Genomic DNA, 18,688 nt, shown 5'->3' on the forward strand with positions numbered 1-18,688 from the left:
CCTTTCGATGGACTGTTGCACCGGACGGTAGCAATCGGCTTCGTGATGCACCATTCAAATTGGTGAATGGGTCAAAACCATGCGTACTTCCTCAATTGTCCTGTCGCCGGTCGCGGCGAAACTGGCTGGGCGGTGCAGCGTGGTGCTCCGACCACACCCGCCGCAAATGCCGTGTCGAGGAAAACCCGGCCCGCTCGGCGACGCTTTCCATGTCGAACCGGCTTTGCGACAACAGGTCATGCGCCAGCGCCACCCGGATCGTGTTGATATAGGCGGTGACCGACAGGCCGGTATGCTCGCGAAACAGCCGGGTCATGTGTCGTTCGCTGAGCGCTGCCAGATGCGACAGCTCGCCGAGGCTCCAGTCGCGCGCCGGATCGGCCATCACGGCATCCTGCATCCGGTGGATCGCCGGATGGATATGGTTGCGGCCGGACAGCCAGGGCGAAAGCTGCGGGTCGGAACCGCTGCGGCGCAGATAGATCACCATCTTGCGCGCGACTGCCAGCGCCACCTGGGCCGATGTCAGCTTTGCTACGACATGCAGCATCAGGTCTATGCCGGTCGAAATGCCGGCGCTGGAGAAGCGGTTGCGATCTTCCACATAGAGACGGTTTTCCAAGACGCTGGCGGTCGGCGCGAGCGCCTTCAATTCGTCGATGCATTCGGCATGGGTGGTGCAGGCATGGCCTTCCATCAGGCCGGCGGCACCGGCCAGCAGCGCACCGGAGCAGATCGTCACCAGCCGTGTCTGCGCGGTGACGACCCGGCGCAGCCATGTGCTGAGACCGACGAGTTCGGCATTCTCGGCAAGCGCCTGTTTGCCGACGGCAAGGCTGCCGGAGACAACCAGCATGGCACCGGCCGGCAGGCTCTCTGGCAGCGGCTCCAGCCCGTCCAGCATCAGCCCGATCGAGGTCTGCTGTCGGACATATGTCGAGACATAGCGGTAATCGAAGTGAACCGCATTCTGCTCGGCATTGGCATAGCGCAGCACTTCCAGCGGCCCTGCGACATCGATCAGCAGGGCCTCCGGCGGAACCAGGATATAGACCGGGATGACCTCCGGCACAGTGGGGGCGTGCAGTGTGTTCAAGCGGCCTTCCTTGCCGTGCCGAGTGCCTCTTCGACGGAGGCGATGCGGGCAAAGCGGCCGGCCAGCACCAGCTCGGTGCGCATACGGATGTCGGCCGGCGAGAAGCTGACGCCCGAAGCGTGTGTCATGGTAAAGGTCAGCATCGCTTCGCTGACGAAATCGACGTCGTAGCCTGTGTCTGCCGCGTGGCGAGTAGTGGTTTCGCAGCACTGTTCGGTGCGGATGCCGGACATGATCAGGCGCGTGAACCCGTTGGCCTTCAACCAGTCTTCGAGACCGGTGCCGACCAGGGCCGAATGCACGTTCTTGTGGAATGTCACGTCCGGGGTGAGTTCCAGTTCGGCAAGCGTCGTGACGAAGCCGCTGTCGAGCGTGAACGGCGCATCGCTGTCGACATGGAAGATCTGCACGACCGGGATGCCGGCAACCTTGGCGCCGTCGATCAGCGCCTGCTGTTTCTCGACATAGGCGGCAAGATCGTCAGTCGTCCAGAATGCACACTGGCGAAAGGACTCCTGGGCATCGACAACGATCAGTGCGGTTTTCTCTGCGGACATTTCAGGCTCTCCGGTGATTTCAACGATAGCCGAATTTATCCAGTCTGGAGAGCAGAAAAAGCAGACAGACGGACGAAGAGAGGACATTTTCGGCCAAGCTGGAGCCCAGCGATGAAGCCACACGTGCTGCGAGCCGGATTGCGCGCGGCGCGAACCTCGCCTAGTGTCCGGCCGTTCTTTTCAGGGAGGAAATCATGTTGCGTTTCGGAATTATGTCGACGGCCAAGATCGGCCGCGAACTTGTGGTGCCGGCCATCCAGGACGCGGAAAATGCCGTGGTCACGGCGATCGCCAGTCGCGACCTGGCAAAGGCCCGCGCCATGGCCGACCGCTTTTCCGTGCCACATGCCTTCGGCTCCTACGAGGAAATGCTGGCTTCCGACACGATCGATGCCGTCTACATTCCGCTGCCGACCTCGCAGCATGTCGAATGGGCGATCAAGGCGGCCAATGCCGGCAAACATGTGCTCTGCGAAAAGCCGATCGCCCTGAAGGCTGACGAGATCGATGCGATCATCGAAGCCCGCGATCGCAACAAGGTTATCGTCTCCGAAGCCTTCATGGTCACCTACACGCCGGTCTGGCACAAGGTCCGCGAACTGCTGGCGGCGGGCGCCATCGGTCAGTTGAAAATGGTCCAGGGTTCGTTCACCTATTTCAACCGTGATCCGGGCAATATGCGCAATATTCCCGAACTCGGCGGCGGCGCCTTGCCGGATATCGGCGTCTATCCGACGATCACCACGCGCTTTGCCACCGGCAAGGAGCCGCAGCGTATCCAGGCGACGGTTGTGCGTGATCCGGAATTCGGCACCGACATCTATTCGAGCGTGAAGGCCGATTTCGGCGATTTCGAGCTGAATTTCTACATCTCGACCCAGATGGCCAACCGCCAGCTGATGGTCTTCCATGGCACGGACGGTTTCATCGAGGTCAAGTCGCCGTTCAACGCCGATCGCTGGGGTGCGGAAGAGGTCGAACTCACCAATCGCAGCCACGACGGCTCGCAGATCTTCCGCTTCCCCGACAGCCGCCAGTACAAGCTCGAGGCCGAAGCCTTTGCCCGTGCTGTCGCCGGCACCACGGGTGAGGTGGTCACGCTGGAAAATTCCAAGGCGAACCAGCGTTTCATCGACGCGATCTATCGTGCCGCGAGCAAGGACGGTTGGGCAACCGTCTGACGTTAGCCGGCTACTGATAAAGGCTATCGCCGGAAGACGAAGCGCGAATAGCCGAAGAAGCTGAACAGCATGGCGGCGATGGAGGCAAAGACCAACGCCGCATAGGGGCTGAGCAGCGGTGCCATTATCAAGAGCCCGGCATAGATGCCGTAATTGACCAGCGAGGTGATCACCGCGATCACGCCGTAGCGGAAGCCTTCGACCACCATCGAGCGCTTCGAGGCGCCGAAGGTGAAGCTGCGGTTGAGCAGCCAGGTGGCGGTCATCGCGAGCGCAATCGCGATCACGCGCGCGCTGAGTGGGCCGAGCGGCGAAAAGCTCAAAAGCAGCCAGAGCGTGCCGGCATCGACGAGAAAGCCCGTTGCGCCGACGATGACGAAGCGGATGAATTTTTTCATGCGGCTTTCGAGGCGCGCTTGGCTGGCGCAGCGGCTTTGGCAGTCGTCGGCTTGTTCACCGGTTTCTGCTCGTCTTCAGCCCGTTTCAGCGCAGGCAGGTTCATGTAGTGGATGCGCAAATGTTCGGCCCGCGAACGGGCAAGCGAATCGAGGATCAGCGCGGCCGTGAAACTGAAGAAGGACATCATCATCAGCGCCATGGCGGCAATCCAGGTCGGCATGCGCGACACCAGGCCGGTGGTGAAGAATTCGTAGAGAACCGGCGCCATGAAGCCGAGGCTCATGCCCATCAGGCCAGCACTGATCAGGCCGAAGAACGCAAACGGCCGGGTTTCCTTCATCAGCATGGCAAACATCCAGAGGATCTTTGCCCCATCCTTGAAGGTCGAGAGTTTGGAATGCGAGCCTTCCGGCCGGCGGCCATAGTCCAGTTCCAGCTCGCAGACCGGCAGTTTCAGCCGCGATGCATGCACCGACATTTCCGTTTCGATCTCGAAGCCGCCGGACACGGCCGGGAAACTTTTCACGTAGCGGCGCGAAAAGGCGCGGTAGCCGGACAGGATGTCGGTGAAGTCATTGCCGAACAGCAGGCGGTAGAGCGTGTTGAACAGCCGATTGCCGAAGGCATGGCCCTGGCGACCGGCATCGTCATGCACGCCTCGGCGGGTGCCGACCACCATGTCGGCCCGCTCGGTGATCAGCGTGCGGATCAGTTCTTCTGCGTCATGCGGCGCATAGGTGCCGTCACCATCGGCCATCACATAGATATCGGCCTCGATGTCGCAGAACATCCGGCGCACCACATGGCCCTTGCCCTGACGGCGCTCACGAACGACGGTCGCGCCGGCCAGCATGGCAGTCAGCGCGGTGCCGTCGGTCGAATTGTTGTCATAGACGAAGATGCGGGCCTGCGGCAGCGCGGTGCGGAAGTCGCGCACGACGTCACCGATCGTCGCCGCCTCGTTGTAGCAGGGCAGCAAGACGGCAATGTCGGGATAGGCGGAGGCCGAACCACTCATCGAAAATGCACCTGTTGAAAGCTCGTGCAGCCGTCCTGACCGCATGCGGCTTTACTATTTCTTGAGAAGGTTAAGGCTAGGTTTCGCCAGACATTGGTCCTGGATTATTTTGCATACCGGTGGCGAAATGCCGCCCTGCTGAGGAACATCAGATTGACGGCAGCAGCCTCCACGTCACCGGCCTCTCTTTCCCGACGTCGCCTGCAGCGCCTCCCGGTCGCTATTGCCCTGTATTCGGGGCTGACGATCTGCCTTCTGGCGCTGCTCAACCTGCCGGGTGCACGCGACTATGTCGGTATCGACAATGATGATGTGATGCGCCTCGTCCAGGTCCGCGATCTCCTGGCTGGCCAGTCCTGGTTCGATCTCACGCAATACAGGCTCGGCCTGCCCGGCGGCACGTTGATGCACTGGTCGCGGATCATCGACCTGCCGATTGCAGCGCTGATCAAGCTATTTTCGCTCGCGCTGCCAACCGAGCGCGCCGAAGCGCTGGCCCTTCTTGTCTGGCCTTTTTTGTTGGTCATCCCTCTGCTGGCAGCCGTCGCCATTGCGGCGCGCAGGCTCGGCGATGCGGTGGTCATGCATATCGCGCTGATCCTTGCCGCCATCTTCGTCATCACCAGCAACCGGTTCCTGCCGGGCGCAATCGACCACCACAACGTTCAGCTGGTGCTGATTGCAACGATCGCCGCCTGCCTGCTCGACCCTGCACGCCGGGCCTTGAGCTTTGCCGTTGCGGGTCTCGCCTGTGCCCTGGCGATTGCCATTGGTGCCGAAACCACGCCGCTGATTGCCGTGGTCTGTGCCGTGGTCGCCCTGCTGTGGGCTGTGGAAGGCTTGGAGATGCAGACCGCAGCGCGCGCGTTTTCGCTATCGCTGCTGCTCTCGATCTCCGCGCTTTTCCTGGCGACCGTCCCGCCTGTCCATTATGCTCTCGTCACCTGCGACAGTCTCTCGATCGGCTACTATGCCATCATTGCTGTCGGCACCGGTGCGCTGCTCGCCGCAACATTTCTGCCGTCTCGGCTTGGTCTTGCAGGACGCGGCGCAGCTCTCCTCGTCATCGGTGTGCTTGTCGGGCTGGCAGCGCTTGCCGTCGCACCGCAATGCCTGCAGAACCCGCTGAACGAGCTGGATCCGCTGCTGCAGACAATGTGGCTCGATGGCGTTCTGGAGGCCCAGTCCTTCTGGCGCTGGCTGGAAGTCGAGCCGTCGAGCTTCGGCGGCTTCTATGCCGTGCCGGTCTTTGCCTTGGCTGTCTGCCTGTTCCGGATGATCCGGGGCGATGATGTGCGCAGCCATGCCATTCTGTCTGCCTTGTTGCTGATGAGTTTTGCCATTGCGCTGATCCAGGTGCGTGGCGCGACCTTCGCAAACCTGCTCGCCATTTTGCCGGTCGCCCTGCTGATCTCCGAGCTTCGGCGCAACTCCAATGCCGAACCGGACAATATCGGCGCCGGCTTCTTCTTCGTTGTGGTCACGCTGATCTCGGTGCCGAGCGTCTGGATATTGAGTGGCGTCTTCATTGTCGAGGGAACGATGGGGATCTCGAACCGGATGCGTTCGCTGGTTGCGGCGACACCAGCGGCTCAGGCCGATGCGGGGGCAGCCTGCGAGACACTGCCGGCACTGGCCCAGCTGAACGACCTGCCGGCAGGCACGGTGGTGGCGCCGTCCGACTATGGCGCCGACATTCTCCGGCTGACCCCGCACCGTGTGCTGAGTGGCCCCTATCACCGCAATCAGGGCGGCATGCTGACCGAACTGCATATCGGCCTTGCCGAGCCGGAGGAAGCCGCCGCCTTCCTGCGCGGCTCGCAATCGACCATCGTCGCCTTCTGCCCGACCAATGTGCAGACCGAGAAGATCGCAAGGATGAAGCCGGATGGGCTTTATGCAGCGCTCGAAGCAGGCCGGGTTCCCGACTACCTGCAGCCATTGTCGCAGGATCCGCAGTCGGGTCTGACGATCTACCGGGTCGTTCTCCCCTGATCGCGACAGTATCGGCGAACGACGATGAAATCTGCTGAGGACCGCAAGCCTGAGGCTGATCTTCGTTGGCTTTTGCGATATTCAGGATGCATGAGCAATTTCTTCGCTGACGATTCGCCGAGCAACCTGACCGAGTTTACCGTTTCGGAACTCTCGGGCTCGATCAAGCGCACGGTCGAGACCGCCTTCGACCATGTCCGGGTGCGCGGCGAGATCTCCGGTTTTCGCGGCCAGCATTCGTCCGGCCATGCCTATTTTTCCCTGAAGGACGACAAGTCACGCATCGATGCGGTGATCTGGAAAGGCTCGTTTCCGAAGCTGAAATATCGGCCGGAGGAGGGCATGGAAGTCATTGCCACCGGCCGCATCACCACATTCCCCGGCTCGTCGAAATATCAGATCGTCATCGAGCAGATGGAGCCGGCCGGCGCCGGCGCGCTGATGGCGCTGATTGAGGAGCGCAAGCGGCGCTTCACGGCCGAAGGTCTTTTCGACCCGGCGACAAAACAATTGCTGCCCTTCATGCCCAGGGTGATCGGCGTGATTACCTCGCCGACCGGCGCCGTGATCCGCGATATCCTGCATCGCATTTCCGATCGCTTCCCGGTCCATGTCATCGTCTGGCCGGTCAAGGTCCAGGGTGAGGGGTCGGGCGACGAGGTCGCCAATGCCATCAAAGGCTTCAATGCGATCGAACCCGCTGGGCCGGTCGCGCGGCCGGACGTGCTGATCGTCGCGCGCGGTGGCGGCAGCCTGGAAGATCTCTGGAGTTTCAATGACGAGGCCGTGGTTCGTGCCGCGGCCGCAAGCGACATCCCGCTGATCTCGGCCGTCGGCCACGAGACCGACTGGACACTGATCGACTATGCCGCGGATGTGCGCGCCCCGACCCCGACAGGGGCGGCCGAAATGGCTGTGCCGGTGAAAGCCGATCTGGAAGCCCAGATCGCGACACTCGCTGCCCGTCTTTCGGGCGCGATCAACCGCCAGATGGACTACCGCAGCCAGGGCCTTCGCGCGCTGGCCCGTGCCTTGCCGTCGCTCGACCAGTTGCTGGCGCTGCCGCGCCGCCGCTTCGACGAGGCGTCGAGTGGTCTCGGCCGCAGTCTCGAGCTCAACACCATGAACAAGCGACGCAGTTTCGAGCGCGCCGCGGCCAAGCTCTCGCCTGATATGCTGGCGCGCCGCCTTGTCGAGCGCCGGCAGAGGCTGGGCGAGCAGGCGACGCGGGCCGAACGCGTGATCGAACGGCTGATCGAGCGCAACAAGGCGCGGCTGGGTCGCTTCGATGCGACGCTGACCGCCGTGCCGTCCCGGCTCCAGGGTCTGATCGCACGGTCGAAGGACCGGTTGGAGAGCCTCGGCCGTCGAGCCGATAGCGCCGTGGTTCACGATCTGCGCCGGGCCCGCTCGCTGGTGGTCGCACAGGACCGCGTCTTGCAGTCGCTGTCCTACAAGAACGTCCTCCAGCGTGGCTATGCCGTGATCCGCGATGGCAGCGACCGGCCGATCTCGCGGGCGGCCGCACTGGCAACCTCACAGCCGGTCGCAATCGAATTTGCCGATGGCCGCGTCTCGGCGTTGGTCGGCGAGGGCGCTGCCGCACCAGACGCCGAGCCGCAGGCGACGTCGTCCAAATCGCCGTCGGCGGCCAAGCCGGCAAGGAAAGCGGAGCCTCCCGTCGGTCAGGGCAGCCTGTTCTGATGGCGATCCGGCACTTCCTGGTCGTTCTGGCGCACCCACTTCCAGACAGTTTTGCAGCCTCTGCGGCACGCACGGTCCAGCAGACCCTGGAATCAAACGGGCATATGGTTGACCTCCTGGATCTCTATGGCGAGGATTTCGACCCGCGTCTGACGGCGACAGAACGCGCAAGTTACATGGGCGGGCAATACGATGCGTCTGTGGTTGCGCCTTGGGTTGCGCGGCTACAGGCAGCGGATGGGCTCGTGCTCGTCTTCCCGCAATGGTGGTTCAATCTGCCGGCGATCATGAAGGGCTTCATCGACCGGGTTTTTGTGCCGGGCGTGGCATTCAGGCACGATCCAGGCGGCGGACGGCTGATACCCTTGCTAACCAATATCCGGACATTCCGGGTGGTAACAACGACGGGCTCGCCATGGTGGATCGTGCACCTCTACATGGGCAATCCGGTCCGGCGCATCCTCAGTCGCGGGGTTGCATCCTTCTGTTCAAACGGCTTGGATTTCGCGATGTTGTCGCTGCACGACATGGACAGGGCGACCGTCGAAAAACGCGTGAAATTTCTCGATCGCGTGCGATCCAGTTTCGCCCGTCTCTGAGTTTCGACATGCATTTTTAAGTTGTATTTTGGTCACTGTAAAAATCACGATCCTGCAAAAATGCAAGGAATTTAGGGGCTTTGCGAGGGTCGGTGCGGCGAAACAGAAAAACCAAAGGTTGACATTCCGTGGCAATGTCTTTATGTAGTGCTTATCGATATTTGCTTGCTGAGCTTTGGTTACCGCGCATTTAGCAACCGCGCCCTGAACGAACCTTCCTTTCAAAAATCGCTATCATCATCCGCAGCGCATCGGCGTTGTGGTATCTCTTATGCTATGAAAGGGTTCATCATGACCACTGGCACAGTAAAATGGTTTAACTCCACCAAGGGCTTCGGCTTCATTCAGCCTGACAATGGCGGCCCGGACGCATTCGTCCACATCTCGGCTGTCGAACGTGCTGGCATGCGCGAAATCGTCGAAGGCCAGAAGATCGGCTACGACATGGAGCGCGACAACAAGTCGGGCAAGATGTCGGCCTGCAACCTTCAGGCTGCTTAATTCGGTATCTGCTTTCCCTTGACCACGGATGTACTGGCACTGTCGAGAGCAAGATCCAACCGAGGTCAGGCACATTGCCTGGCCTTTTTTATTGCCGCTCGCCGACCCGAGCACCCCAGAGGAGGATGAGCATGACAGAAAACTTCAGCAAACCGCGTCAGCAGGCAGAAATTGCCTTTGGCAAAACCCAGTCGCAATTTTTCGCCCGCGAGCGCGCGTTCGAAGAACTGGACACAATCGTGTCTGCGCGCGAAGAAAAGACCCTGAGGCTACGCGAGGCCCGTCTTGCCAAGGAATTGCAAGACAGCAATAAGCCGGCAGCGAGCCCCGTTACGAAACGTGCCAGAAAGGCCTGACCTTGGCCGGCATGGCATCTCAACTGGATTAGAGAATTGAGAAATATAAAAAACACCGAACTTTCCGATCGTCGCAGCACGGCTGCCGAGGCAAAGGCTGCCCTGCTTGAGGCCTATCGTGCCGCCAAGGAAGCCGCACAGCCGAACCTCGAGGCCAAACAGGCCGAGCGCATGGCCGTCGCCGAAGCCCGCGAAGCCCGCCGCGTTGAACGCGAGCGCCTGAAGAACGAAGAACGCGACCGTCTCAAGGCTGAGGCCGCCGAGCGGGAAGCGGCCATCGCCGCGGCTGCGAATGCCGAAGCCGAAGCACGCGAAGCCGCTGAAGCCAGCCGCATTTCCCGCGTCGTCGAAGACGAAGCCGCCCGCAAGGCGGAGCGCGACAGGCGTTACGCCAATCGCAAGGCAAGACAGTCCTGAGGCACGGTCCGCAGGACGAGCTTTGATATCTTGCGACAGCGAAACTGTTCAAGGCCGGCGATTGCCGGCCTTTTCCGTATTCCGGTGCTGGCGTAGATTTTCCGCCCCGTCAGCCGCTCATCGGCCGCTCGTCGGCCGCTCATCGGATTGTGAGCGGCGCTGGCCTTACAAACCGGTAACGCAATTCCCATTTCAACCTGACTATGGCAGCAAAGCGTGGCAGATTGCGTCATGCCCCGTCCGCGATGCCTCTGTTACGTCATGGAGAGTTGACTATGAAAATGATGAATGCTGCGGTCCTGGCCGGCCTTCTGGCTGCAACGATCGGTGCTGCGCCGGCTCTGGCAGAACAATCCGAGCTGTCGAGGATCCTGTTCGGCAGGAGCTACAACGACAATGTCACCGCTGTGAAGGTTGGTCCGTCGTGGCGTGACACGGATGGCACCGTGCCGTTTTTCGTCATGAAACCGCATCCGGTTCGCGTCCGCGCTGCGCAGGCCGAGGTGGCGGCCGATGCCGGTCTGCGCGATGCGCTGGAATTGCGCGAGATTGCCGCGAAAAACGTGATCTGGGTGCAGACCGCGGCCAATGGCGGCAAGATCGTCTACTACCGCTGATATCCGCAGGACGCTGACATGGGTTGCCGGCGGCAGACCGCCGGCATTTCTCTTGAATGATCAGGCCCATTCGCCCTTGCGCATGACCGGCACCTTCGAGCCATCCGCTCTCACGCCATCGATATCCACCTTGTCCGAGCCGATCATCCAGTCGATGTGGATGAGCGAGGCATTGCCGCCCTGTGCCTTGATCTGATCCTGGCTGAGCGTGGCGCCATCGAGGAAACATTTCGAATAGCACTGGCCAAGCGCAATGTGGCAGGAGGCATTCTCGTCGAACAGCGTGTTGTAGAACAGGATGCCGGACGCCGAGATCGGTGACGAATGCGGCACCAGCGCGACCTCGCCGAGACGGCGTGCGCCCTCGTCGGTATCGAGCACCTTGTTGAGCACTTCCTCGCCCTTGGTGGCCTTTGCCTCGACGATCCGGCCGGCTTCGAAGCGCACCTGGATATTGTCGATCAGCGTTCCCTGATGGGAGAGCGGCTTGGTCGACGAGACATGGCCCTCGACCTTCAGCGCATGCGGCGTGGTGAAGACCTCTTCCGTCGGGATGTTCGGATTGCAGGTGACGCCGTTCTTGGCAACAGATGCGCCGCCATGCCATTCGTGGCCATCGGCAAGGCCAACGGTGAGATCCGTGCCCGGGCCGGTGAAATGCAGGGCCGCGAAGCGCTGGCCATTCAGCCAGCCGGAACGCTTGGCCAGTTCGCCATTGTGCGTTTTCCAGGCGGCGACCGGATCGGGCTGATCGACCCGCGAGGCGGCAAAGATCGCATCGGCGAGTTTGGCGACGGCAATCTCGACCGGCACGTCCGGGAATACCAGCTTGGCCCAGGACGGGTTGGGATAGGAGCAGATGTTCCAGTTGATGTCGAAATTCGAGATATATTCGAGCGCCGGCTTATAGGCGATGGAATTGGCCTTGTTAGCCCGTGCCACCTTGGCCGGATCCTGGCCCGACAAAAGCATCGGATTGTCGCCTGCGACCGCCAGCCGCGCCGCGCCATTGGCATAGGCCTTGGCCATGCCCTCGTAGAGCCAGCCGGATGCCCTGTCGAAGCTCTCGTCCGCGCCATGCGCGTAACGGGAAAGGGTCGTTTCCTCGTCGGAATAGAAGGTGGTGACGATGCCGGCACCGGCCAGATAGGCGTGTTTGGTGATATGGCGCACCAAGGGCAGGGCTGCGATCGGCGCGGTGATCACAAGGTCCTGGCCTGCCTGCAACTGAAGGCCAACCTTGACGGCCACTTCGCCAAGCTTCTCGAGCTTGACCGGATCGACGGCATGGGTGAAGTCGGGCGCTACTGTCATCGGGATCTGCCATTCTCTGTCATTGGGATGGCACTAGACTTAGAGGGCTTTGCGGCGAAAATGAAGCTCAGCGTCGTGAAAACCGGCTGCTTTGCATCAAGCGGTGATTGATGCCGCAATCGCGCCCAGCGTGGTCAAAGCATCCGTCGGATCGAGCCGCACCTGCAGCCCGCGCTGGCCGCCATTGATGTACACATGCGGCTCGGAAAGGGCAGCAATCTCGATCGCGGTCGGCACCTGTTTCTTCTGGCCGAACGGGCTGATGCCGCCGACCACAAAGCCGGTAAGCTTTTCGGCCAGCGCCGGTTTCATCATCGCTGCCGACTTGCCGCCGAAGGCGGCAGCAAGCTTCTTCATGCTGACTTCCTTGTCGGAGGGAAGGACGACGCAGACCGGCTTGCCATCAAGCTCGGCCATCAGCGTTTTCAGCACGCGCGCCGGATCTTCGCCCAGCGCGTCTGCCGCCTGCATGCCGATGCGCTCGGCATTGGGATCGTAGTCATAGGTATGAACGGTGAAGCTGATACCGACCTTGGCCAGCGCCTGGGTGGCGCGCGTGGTCTTCGACATCGCTATTTCCCAAGTTCTGCCGCGTAGACCTCCGGCTTGAAGCCGATCAGCAGCTTGCCGTCGATCTCCAGCACCGGCCGCTTGATCATCGACGGCTGTGCCAGCATCAACGCGATCGCCTTCTCCCGGTCGAGATCCGCCTTGGCTTCATCGGGCAGTTTCTTGAAGGTCGTGCCGGCGCGGTTAAGTACCGTTTCCCAGCCGGATGTCTCGGTCCAGGTTTCGAGGTGGCCACGATCGATGCCTGATGTCTTGTAGTCGTGGAAAGCGTAGGCGACACCGTGATCGTCCAGCCATTGGCGGGCTTTCTTCATCGTGTCGCAGTTCTTGATACCGTAGATCGTTGCGGTCATGGTCAATCCTCAAGGGCTCCCGCCTTGCGCAATGTGCGGCTCGGCTGGTCACAGGCAATTTTCATCAGGTCGGCGCGACGACGCACCAGCCGGTCGGAGATGCGCGTCACGATCAGGCCTGCCTGAGGTGCACGGATTTCCACGCTGCCATCGGGCTGGCCCGGGCGCGTGACGATGGTCGCCAGCAGGTCACCTTCGACAACCGGATCGCCGATATCGCGGTGGAAGAGCACGGTTCCGGCTGCAGGGCTGCGGACCATCTCGATATTGTCGAGCGGCACGGCGGGACCGACAAAGGCCGGCAGTGAGACATTTGCATCGACGACCACGCCACGGGCGGCCAGAAATGCCCAGATGCCGTCCGCATCCTTGCGGGCCACATCGGCATAGACGTCGCGCAGGCCGCGCAATTCGAGGGTGACGGCGAGTTTGCCGGGCAGTGTCTTTCGTTTTTCGCCGGGGACTTCATATTTCCAGGCATAGCCGACGGCTTCTTCGAAAGCCGAGCTTTCGCCATCGGAGAGGAAGACGGCATCCATGTCGAGTGCGGCAGCCAGATCGCTCGCTTCCGGCCAGAAGGCGTCGTCGATATAGGCATATTGCAGCGATTCGTCGTCGCAATGCAGGTCGAGCACCAGATCGGCGCCGAGTGCCATATGCAGCAACCGGCGCTTCAACTGTTCGGTTGCCGGATAGCGGGTCAAGTCTTCCACCAGGGTGTCACGGTCGCGCAGCGAGATCAGCGGGAAGTCGCGGTTGAAATTGGTGCGCGTGCCGAGTTCGAAACGGCCTTGTAATTCGCCGAAATGCGATTGTGACGCACCAATCGGGTTGGCCTGCGGCACAATGACGATCGTGCCGGCGATCCGGCCTTGTGCTTCGGCCTCGCGCAGCGTCTGGCAGAGGAAATGCAGCACGGCCGTCCCTGGAAGCTCATTGGCATGCAGGGCTGCCTGCATGTAGACTGTCGGCGCCTCCGGTTTGCTGCCTTCGAAACGCAGCACCGGCAGGCGCCATTCGAGACCCGGCGTATCGCCGGCGATGATGATTTCCGATATTTCCACGCTGACCACTCCAAACTGTGCTGGAACGAGCTTTATGCGAACCCGGCCTGCCCATGCAAGCCGTTGTGCAGGCCGATGCGAGCCGGTTCAAGCGCGCAAACCGCCTGCGTGGGCAAATGGTGCCGGATCGGCCCGATGCGTCTGTCGATTGCGGCCAGTCTTCGCAAGAATCGGGTTGAAATACTGGACAGAGCGGAGGATTTTGGTCTCAACGACAAAGGTAAGCGGCAAGAAAAATGAGCCAGGCTAGACACTCTCATTGTATCTTCGAAACGGCTGGCGGCTTCTGCGGCATCGCCTGGAGCGCGTCCGGCATCGCGCGCTTCCAATTGCCGACGAAAGACGAGGCGGAGACCGAGAGGCTGCTGTTGCGGCGTGTGTCGTCGTCAGGCCGCGCCGTGCCGCCACCGAACGTTGCCAAGACCATCGAGGCGGTGAAGCGATATTTTGCTGGCGACGCCGTCGATTTTTCCGATGTCACACTCGATCTCGGCGGCCAGGATGATGTCTTCAGGGACATTTACGCCGCCGCGCGCAAGATTGGCTGGGGGCATACGACGACCTACGGCGCCCTTGCCAAGGCTCTGGGGCTTGGGCCGGAGGCCGCCCGCGAGGTTGGCCAGGCCATGGCGAAGAACCCTGTCGCGCTGATCATTCCGTGTCACCGGGTGCTGGCCGCAGGCGGCAAGCTCGGCGGCTTCTCAGCGCCGGGCGGGTCTCAATCGAAGGCAAGAATGTTGGAGCTCGAAGGTGTGAAGCTGGCACCAGCGGAGCCTGCACAGCAGTCGCTTGGTTTCTAGAGCGAGGAAAGAGGAAGCTATGTCCGGTTGATGGCATGTGCTTTTCAGGCTTCGCGCACGCTATCATGACCTGCCGCCCGGGCGGTTTTGATGAGGTTGAGATCGAAGGTCAGGAATGCACCACAATGCGTGGATTTGACCAGACATAGACTGCAACGTGGAAGCCGACGCGCCGATAAAGTACCGTCAAACCCGGCAAAATCACTGCACCCACCTCGATCCTGGATCGCCGGGATGGGATCGAGCCGTTGCATGGACGACAGGGGTTGGGGGGAGACAGTTTCTCGGGAAGAGCTTTACGAGCAGGTTTGGTCCAAACCCATGACCGAAGTTGCTCCATACAATGGCGCAAGCTGCCATAAAGCGGAAGTCACAGTTCCACTGTTAAAGACTGACGATGCTTTTTGGAAGGTGGTATCGATTGCTGACGAGTTGGAGACCCAACCGATCGGGCTTCCCAAACCAGCAGAACCAGGGTTTTCCAACGTCTCAGCTATGAGGGACAAACAATGCTTGTGACGAGAGGCTTCAAGGGCAAGCGCCGCGGCCGAGACGCTGATCGCCTGCGATTACCGCCTGGCCAGTTCCTGACGCCGGAGTTTCCGGTGCTGGCCGCCGGACCAACGCAGCACACGTCCCTCGATCGCTGGAGCCTTGCGCTTCAACACGGCGGCTCGATGCTGGGCAAGTGGAACTGGGAGCAGTTCGAGGCTCTGCCACAAACCGAAATCACGTCCGACATTCACTGTGTCACCAAATGGTCGAAGTTCGACACACGCTGGCGCGGGGTCACTATCGACGACCTCTTGCGCGCCGCCGGGCTGGATGCCACGCCGACCGGCTTCCTCATGGCGCATTGCGACGGGGGCTACACGACCAATCTGCTCGTCGCGGATTTGATCGAGGCGCGTGCGATGATTGCGACCCATTTTGACGATCTGCCGCTCCTCCCCTCTCATGGCGGTCCAGCCCGCCTGCTCGTGCCGCACCTCTATTTCTGGAAGAGTGCAAAGTGGGTGCGGCGCCTGGCCTTTCGCGAGGCAGACTCACCCGGCTTCTGGGAATCGCAAGGCTACCATCTCCGCGGCGATCCCTGGCGCGAGCAGCGCTATACAGGTGACCAATGATCGACCTCGCAACGGCATCCGCGCAATGGCGCGTTGCCACGGTCATGGCGATCCGAAACGAGACGGCGACGGTCAAGACGATCAGCTTCGATGTGCCAGCCTGGCCCGGGCATCTTGGCGGGCAGCATGTCGACCTGCGCCTCACCGCCGAGGACGGCTATGTCGCGCAGCGCAGCTATTCGATTGCGTCCGGCGCCGGTTCGGGGCCGCTTGTCGAACTGACCGTCGATGCCGTGCCCGATGGAGAGGTCTCGGGCTTTCTCCATGAGGAGTTGCGCGTCGGTGACCAGATCGAGATCCGCGGACCGATCGGAGGCTATTTCGCCTGGTCTGCCGCACATGACTATGGATTACTTCTGATCGCCGGCGGCTCGGGCATCGTGCCGCTGATGTCGATGCTGCGGTCGCGCGCCGCAGCCGGCGCCGAGCAACGCGCCCGACTGCTCTATTCATCGAGGGGTATCGAACAGATCATCTATCGCAGCGAACTTGATCGGCTTGCCGCACAGGGCGCCCATTTCACGCTCACCCACACGCTGACCCGCAATGCTCCATCGGGGTGGACCGGAGAGCGAGGCAGGATCGACCGCATGATGTTGACGCGCCGGCAATTCACCCCCGCGGGAAACCCCGATGTCTACGTATGCGGGCCAACGGCATTCGTCGAAACGATTGCCGAGCATCTCGTTGCGATGGGCCATAAGGCGGGCAACGTCCGGACGGAGCGGTTTGGCCCCACCGGCGCGATCCGGGCGTAACAAGAGAAGTCAGCCGGTCGCCCCGGCGCCTGCGCGCTGTCGTGATTTTCTCACGGCGACTCTCACGACGACCTGCGGACGGTGGTCGAATATCGCAACGAAGCGCCGGAAGCCCCATTGCGGACTCCCGGCGCTGTCTCGTTCCCCAATCCAGCGTCGTCTTAGGTCTCAGGCTGCATCGACGCGGCGCGGCAGCTTCCAGCCGGGCCGGATGAAGTGGCAGGTATAGCCGTGCGGGATACGCTCCAGATAATCCTGATGCTCGGGCTCGGCCTCCCAGAAATCCCCCAAGGGCGAGACCTCGGTCACGACCTTGCCGGGCCAGAGCCCCGACGCCTCCACATCGGCGATCGTCTCTTCAGCCTCCGTCCTTTGAGCGTCGTCTGTGTAGAAGATCGCGGAACGATAGCTGGCGCCTCGATCGTTGCCCTGGCGGTCTTTCGTCGTCGGATCGTGTATCTGGAAAAAGAATTCGAGGATCTGCCGATAGCTTGTCAGATCGGGATCGAAGATGATCTCGATCGCCTCGGCATGGGTGCCATGGTTGCGGTAGGTGGCGTTGCGCACGTCGCCGCCCGAATAGCCGACACGTGTGTCGACCACACCCGGTTGCTTGCGGATCAGATCCTGCATGCCCCAGAAACAGCCGCCTGCGAGGACGGCGCGTTGTGTTGTGTCTGTCATGGTTCAAGCCTTCCTTTCGTTCTCGAACAGCCGCCGGTATTCACCGTAGCCTTCGGCCTCGAGATCATTGAGATGAATGAAGCGCAGCGACGCTGAGTTGATGCAGTAACGCATCCCGCCCTCCGCTGCCGGACCGTCCGGAAAGAGGTGGCCGAGATGACTGTCGCCGCCGCCGGACCGAACCTCGGTCCGACGCATTCCATGGCTGTGGTCGCCATGTTCGACGATCGTCGCGCCTTCGATCGGCCTGGTGAAGCTCGGCCAGCCAGAGCGGCTCTCGAACTTGTTCACCGATGCGAAGAGCGGCTCGCCGGAAACGACGTCCACGTAGATTCCGGCCTCCTTGTTGTCCCAATACGCGTTCACGAACGGCCGCTCGGTGCCGTTCTCCTGTGTCACTCGGTACTGCTCCGGCGAGAGGGCTGCCAGAGCGTCGGGGTTCTTTATGAAATGACTGTTCTTCATGATTATCTCCTTCGATATCCATGTAAAACTTTCCGCTATTCGCCAGAAGTGCACGACTTCGTAACCCTTCCTATCGCTTTACGGAAGCGACATGTGTAATGGCGGATCATCATGGCGTCAGCCAAGGATCAGCCTTCCGCGCGACGCTTGCGATAACCTCGCGTGCCACATCCATGCGCGGTGCGTTCTCGACGACCCACTCTGCCAATGCCTGAACGGCATCGACGATCACCGCCAGCGAGCCTTTTGGGAATATCAGCCAAGCCAGGAGGGCCGGCCTCGCCGTCCGGCACTCACCCGCAAGGTCAAAGTACCTTCGTTTCGCCGCCGTCGACGCGAAGTGCCGTGCCAGTGATCCAGTGGCTTTCGGCCGAAAAGAGGAAGGCGATCGCGTTGGCGATGTCTTCGGGTTGCCCGTAGCGGGCAATACCCACCTCGGCCGCGAACCGATCGATTGCCGCATCGAGTGAGAGACTGTGCTTATCGGCATAGAACTGAAGCATCGTCAGGCGGCGGTCGGTCATGACCGATCCGGGCAGGATCGTGTTGACCTGCACCCCGTCCTCGATGCCCCGATCGGCAAAGGCCTTTGCAAGCGCCAGGATCGCCGCATTGATCGTCCCGACGGCGGCGACCGATGCCTTTGGCGTATAGGCTGACGTACCCGACGTGATCGCGACCGAACCATGCGTGGCCTTGAGCGCATCCCATGCGGCAAGCGTCAAACGCCGGGCGGAGTGGAATTTGAGCGCAAATCCGTCGTCCCATTGTTCGTCGGTCAGTGCAAACATGTCGGCTTGTGGAACAGCGCCGGCGATGCAGGCGACGGCATCGATCCTACCGAAGTGCTCGAGCGTCGCTGCGACGACCGCTCCAGCCGCATCCGGCTGGCGCAGGTCATGAACCAGAAGAAGCGGTTTTGCTCCTGCGGCCCGGACCGTTTCAGCCGTCTCCTCCAAGGTCTCCCGGGTTCGTGCCACCAGCGCCAAAGCGCTGAAGTCGCGAGCCAATCGGGCGGCCGTCGCGCGGCCGATACCGCGACTGGCGCCAGTGATGATCGCCACGCGCTCCATTAGACGCGAGCCTCGGCGAGGCCGAGTGCGCCCCGCGCGT

The 18,688-nt window shown here is 61.6% G+C and carries 22 protein-coding genes; 11 read left to right on the forward strand and 11 right to left on the reverse strand.

Translation table 11 applies throughout. From position 1 onward, the window contains the following. Positions 1-91: 91 nt before the first annotated feature. Positions 92-1,096: a helix-turn-helix domain-containing protein gene (locus LQ231_RS03785; protein ID WP_230170342.1), complete on the reverse strand. Its 1,005-nt coding sequence runs from the start codon at positions 1,094-1,096 to the stop codon at positions 92-94. Further along, the gene (locus tag LQ231_RS03790) at positions 1,093-1,653 is read right to left on the reverse strand and encodes an isochorismatase family protein (RefSeq protein WP_230170343.1); all 561 of its coding nucleotides are present in this window, start codon (positions 1,651-1,653) and stop codon (positions 1,093-1,095) included. Before LQ231_RS03790 ends, LQ231_RS03785 begins: the two co-directional genes overlap by 4 nt. Before the next feature lie 194 nt (positions 1,654-1,847). Between LQ231_RS03790 and LQ231_RS03795 the strand changes: the two genes are divergently transcribed. Continuing rightward, positions 1,848-2,834: a Gfo/Idh/MocA family oxidoreductase gene (locus LQ231_RS03795; RefSeq protein ID WP_230170344.1), complete on the forward strand. Its 987-nt coding sequence runs from the start codon at positions 1,848-1,850 to the stop codon at positions 2,832-2,834. Between the two features lie 23 nt (positions 2,835-2,857). On the opposite strand, the gene LQ231_RS03800 is transcribed toward LQ231_RS03795, so the two are convergent. Together LQ231_RS03800 and LQ231_RS03805 are read right to left on the reverse strand one after the other, a co-directional pair. After that, positions 2,858-3,232 carry a GtrA family protein gene (locus LQ231_RS03800; protein ID WP_230170345.1) on the reverse strand — a complete coding sequence of 125 codons (375 nt, stop codon included), beginning with the start codon at positions 3,230-3,232 and terminating at the stop codon, positions 2,858-2,860. Continuing rightward, positions 3,229-4,251 (reverse strand): glycosyltransferase, encoded by a 1,023-nt coding sequence (locus LQ231_RS03805; RefSeq protein WP_230170346.1) that lies wholly within the window; start codon positions 4,249-4,251, stop codon positions 3,229-3,231. The genes LQ231_RS03800 and LQ231_RS03805 overlap by 4 nt, the downstream gene beginning before the upstream one ends. A gap of 153 nt (positions 4,252-4,404) precedes the next feature. On the opposite strand from LQ231_RS03805, the gene LQ231_RS03810 reads away from it, so the two are divergent. From LQ231_RS03810 to LQ231_RS03840, 7 genes are all read left to right on the forward strand, one after another. Beyond that, positions 4,405-6,246 (forward strand): hypothetical protein, encoded by a 1,842-nt coding sequence (locus LQ231_RS03810; RefSeq protein ID WP_230170347.1) that lies wholly within the window; start codon positions 4,405-4,407, stop codon positions 6,244-6,246. Between the two features lie 90 nt (positions 6,247-6,336). Next, positions 6,337-7,950, forward strand: a complete 1,614-nt coding sequence (xseA, locus tag LQ231_RS03815; protein ID WP_230170348.1) for an exodeoxyribonuclease VII large subunit — start codon at positions 6,337-6,339, stop codon at positions 7,948-7,950. Next, on the forward strand, positions 7,950-8,549 hold the full coding sequence (locus LQ231_RS03820) for an NAD(P)H-dependent oxidoreductase (RefSeq protein ID WP_230170349.1): 600 nt from the start codon (positions 7,950-7,952) through the stop codon (positions 8,547-8,549). Before xseA ends, LQ231_RS03820 begins: the two co-directional genes overlap by 1 nt. 291 nt (positions 8,550-8,840) lie before the next feature. Continuing rightward, positions 8,841-9,050 (forward strand): cold-shock protein, encoded by a 210-nt coding sequence (locus LQ231_RS03825; RefSeq protein WP_007605510.1) that lies wholly within the window; start codon positions 8,841-8,843, stop codon positions 9,048-9,050. A gap of 131 nt (positions 9,051-9,181) precedes the next feature. Next, positions 9,182-9,406: a hypothetical protein gene (locus tag LQ231_RS03830; protein WP_113139593.1), complete on the forward strand. Its 225-nt coding sequence runs from the start codon at positions 9,182-9,184 to the stop codon at positions 9,404-9,406. Positions 9,407-9,442: 36 nt separating this feature from the next. Beyond that, a complete protein-coding gene (locus LQ231_RS03835; protein ID WP_113139592.1) occupies positions 9,443-9,823 on the forward strand; it encodes a DUF6481 family protein in 381 nt (126 codons plus the stop codon). 275 nt (positions 9,824-10,098) lie between these two features. Continuing rightward, positions 10,099-10,440, forward strand: a complete 342-nt coding sequence (locus tag LQ231_RS03840) for a hypothetical protein (protein WP_230170350.1) — start codon at positions 10,099-10,101, stop codon at positions 10,438-10,440. Between the two features lie 60 nt (positions 10,441-10,500). On the opposite strand, the gene LQ231_RS03845 is transcribed toward LQ231_RS03840, so the two are convergent. The 4 genes from LQ231_RS03845 to LQ231_RS03860 form a co-directional block, all read right to left on the reverse strand. Then, positions 10,501-11,754 carry an aminopeptidase gene (locus LQ231_RS03845; protein ID WP_230170351.1) on the reverse strand — a complete coding sequence of 418 codons (1,254 nt, stop codon included), beginning with the start codon at positions 11,752-11,754 and terminating at the stop codon, positions 10,501-10,503. A 96-nt stretch (positions 11,755-11,850) separates the two neighbouring features. Next, positions 11,851-12,324, reverse strand: a complete 474-nt coding sequence (gene ybaK, locus LQ231_RS03850) for a Cys-tRNA(Pro) deacylase (protein WP_230170352.1) — start codon at positions 12,322-12,324, stop codon at positions 11,851-11,853. Positions 12,325-12,326: 2 nt separating this feature from the next. After that, a complete protein-coding gene (locus LQ231_RS03855) occupies positions 12,327-12,677 on the reverse strand; it encodes an ArsC family reductase (RefSeq protein WP_230170353.1) in 351 nt (116 codons plus the stop codon). 2 nt (positions 12,678-12,679) lie between these two features. Beyond that, entirely contained in the window at positions 12,680-13,741 is a 1,062-nt protein-coding gene (locus LQ231_RS03860; RefSeq protein WP_230170354.1) for a succinylglutamate desuccinylase/aspartoacylase family protein, read from the reverse strand. A 236-nt stretch (positions 13,742-13,977) separates the two neighbouring features. Between LQ231_RS03860 and LQ231_RS03865 the strand changes: the two genes are divergently transcribed. From LQ231_RS03865 to LQ231_RS03875, 3 genes are all read left to right on the forward strand, one after another. After that, positions 13,978-14,541: a methylated-DNA--[protein]-cysteine S-methyltransferase gene (locus LQ231_RS03865; protein WP_230170355.1), complete on the forward strand. Its 564-nt coding sequence runs from the start codon at positions 13,978-13,980 to the stop codon at positions 14,539-14,541. A 509-nt stretch (positions 14,542-15,050) separates the two neighbouring features. Continuing rightward, on the forward strand, positions 15,051-15,668 hold the full coding sequence (locus tag LQ231_RS03870) for a sulfite oxidase-like oxidoreductase (RefSeq protein ID WP_230170356.1): 618 nt from the start codon (positions 15,051-15,053) through the stop codon (positions 15,666-15,668). Beyond that, positions 15,665-16,426, forward strand: a complete 762-nt coding sequence (locus LQ231_RS03875) for a ferredoxin reductase (protein WP_230170357.1) — start codon at positions 15,665-15,667, stop codon at positions 16,424-16,426. Before LQ231_RS03870 ends, LQ231_RS03875 begins: the two co-directional genes overlap by 4 nt. 168 nt (positions 16,427-16,594) lie before the next feature. On the opposite strand, the gene msrA is transcribed toward LQ231_RS03875, so the two are convergent. The 3 genes from msrA to LQ231_RS03890 form a co-directional block, all read right to left on the reverse strand. Continuing rightward, entirely contained in the window at positions 16,595-17,110 is a 516-nt protein-coding gene (msrA, locus tag LQ231_RS03880; RefSeq protein ID WP_230170358.1) for a peptide-methionine (S)-S-oxide reductase MsrA, read from the reverse strand. A 3-nt stretch (positions 17,111-17,113) separates the two neighbouring features. Next, complete coding sequence (msrB, locus tag LQ231_RS03885; RefSeq protein WP_230170359.1) at positions 17,114-17,575, reverse strand: peptide-methionine (R)-S-oxide reductase MsrB; 462 nt, start codon at positions 17,573-17,575, stop codon at positions 17,114-17,116. Positions 17,576-17,880: 305 nt separating this feature from the next. Continuing rightward, positions 17,881-18,648, reverse strand: coding sequence for an SDR family oxidoreductase (locus LQ231_RS03890; RefSeq protein ID WP_230170360.1), 768 nt, complete (start codon positions 18,646-18,648; stop codon positions 17,881-17,883). Positions 18,649-18,688: the final 40 nt, after the last annotated feature.

Source organism: Rhizobium sp. CECT 9324 (genome assembly GCF_918741265.1).
Taxonomy (GTDB): Bacteria; Pseudomonadota; Alphaproteobacteria; order Rhizobiales; family Rhizobiaceae; genus Allorhizobium.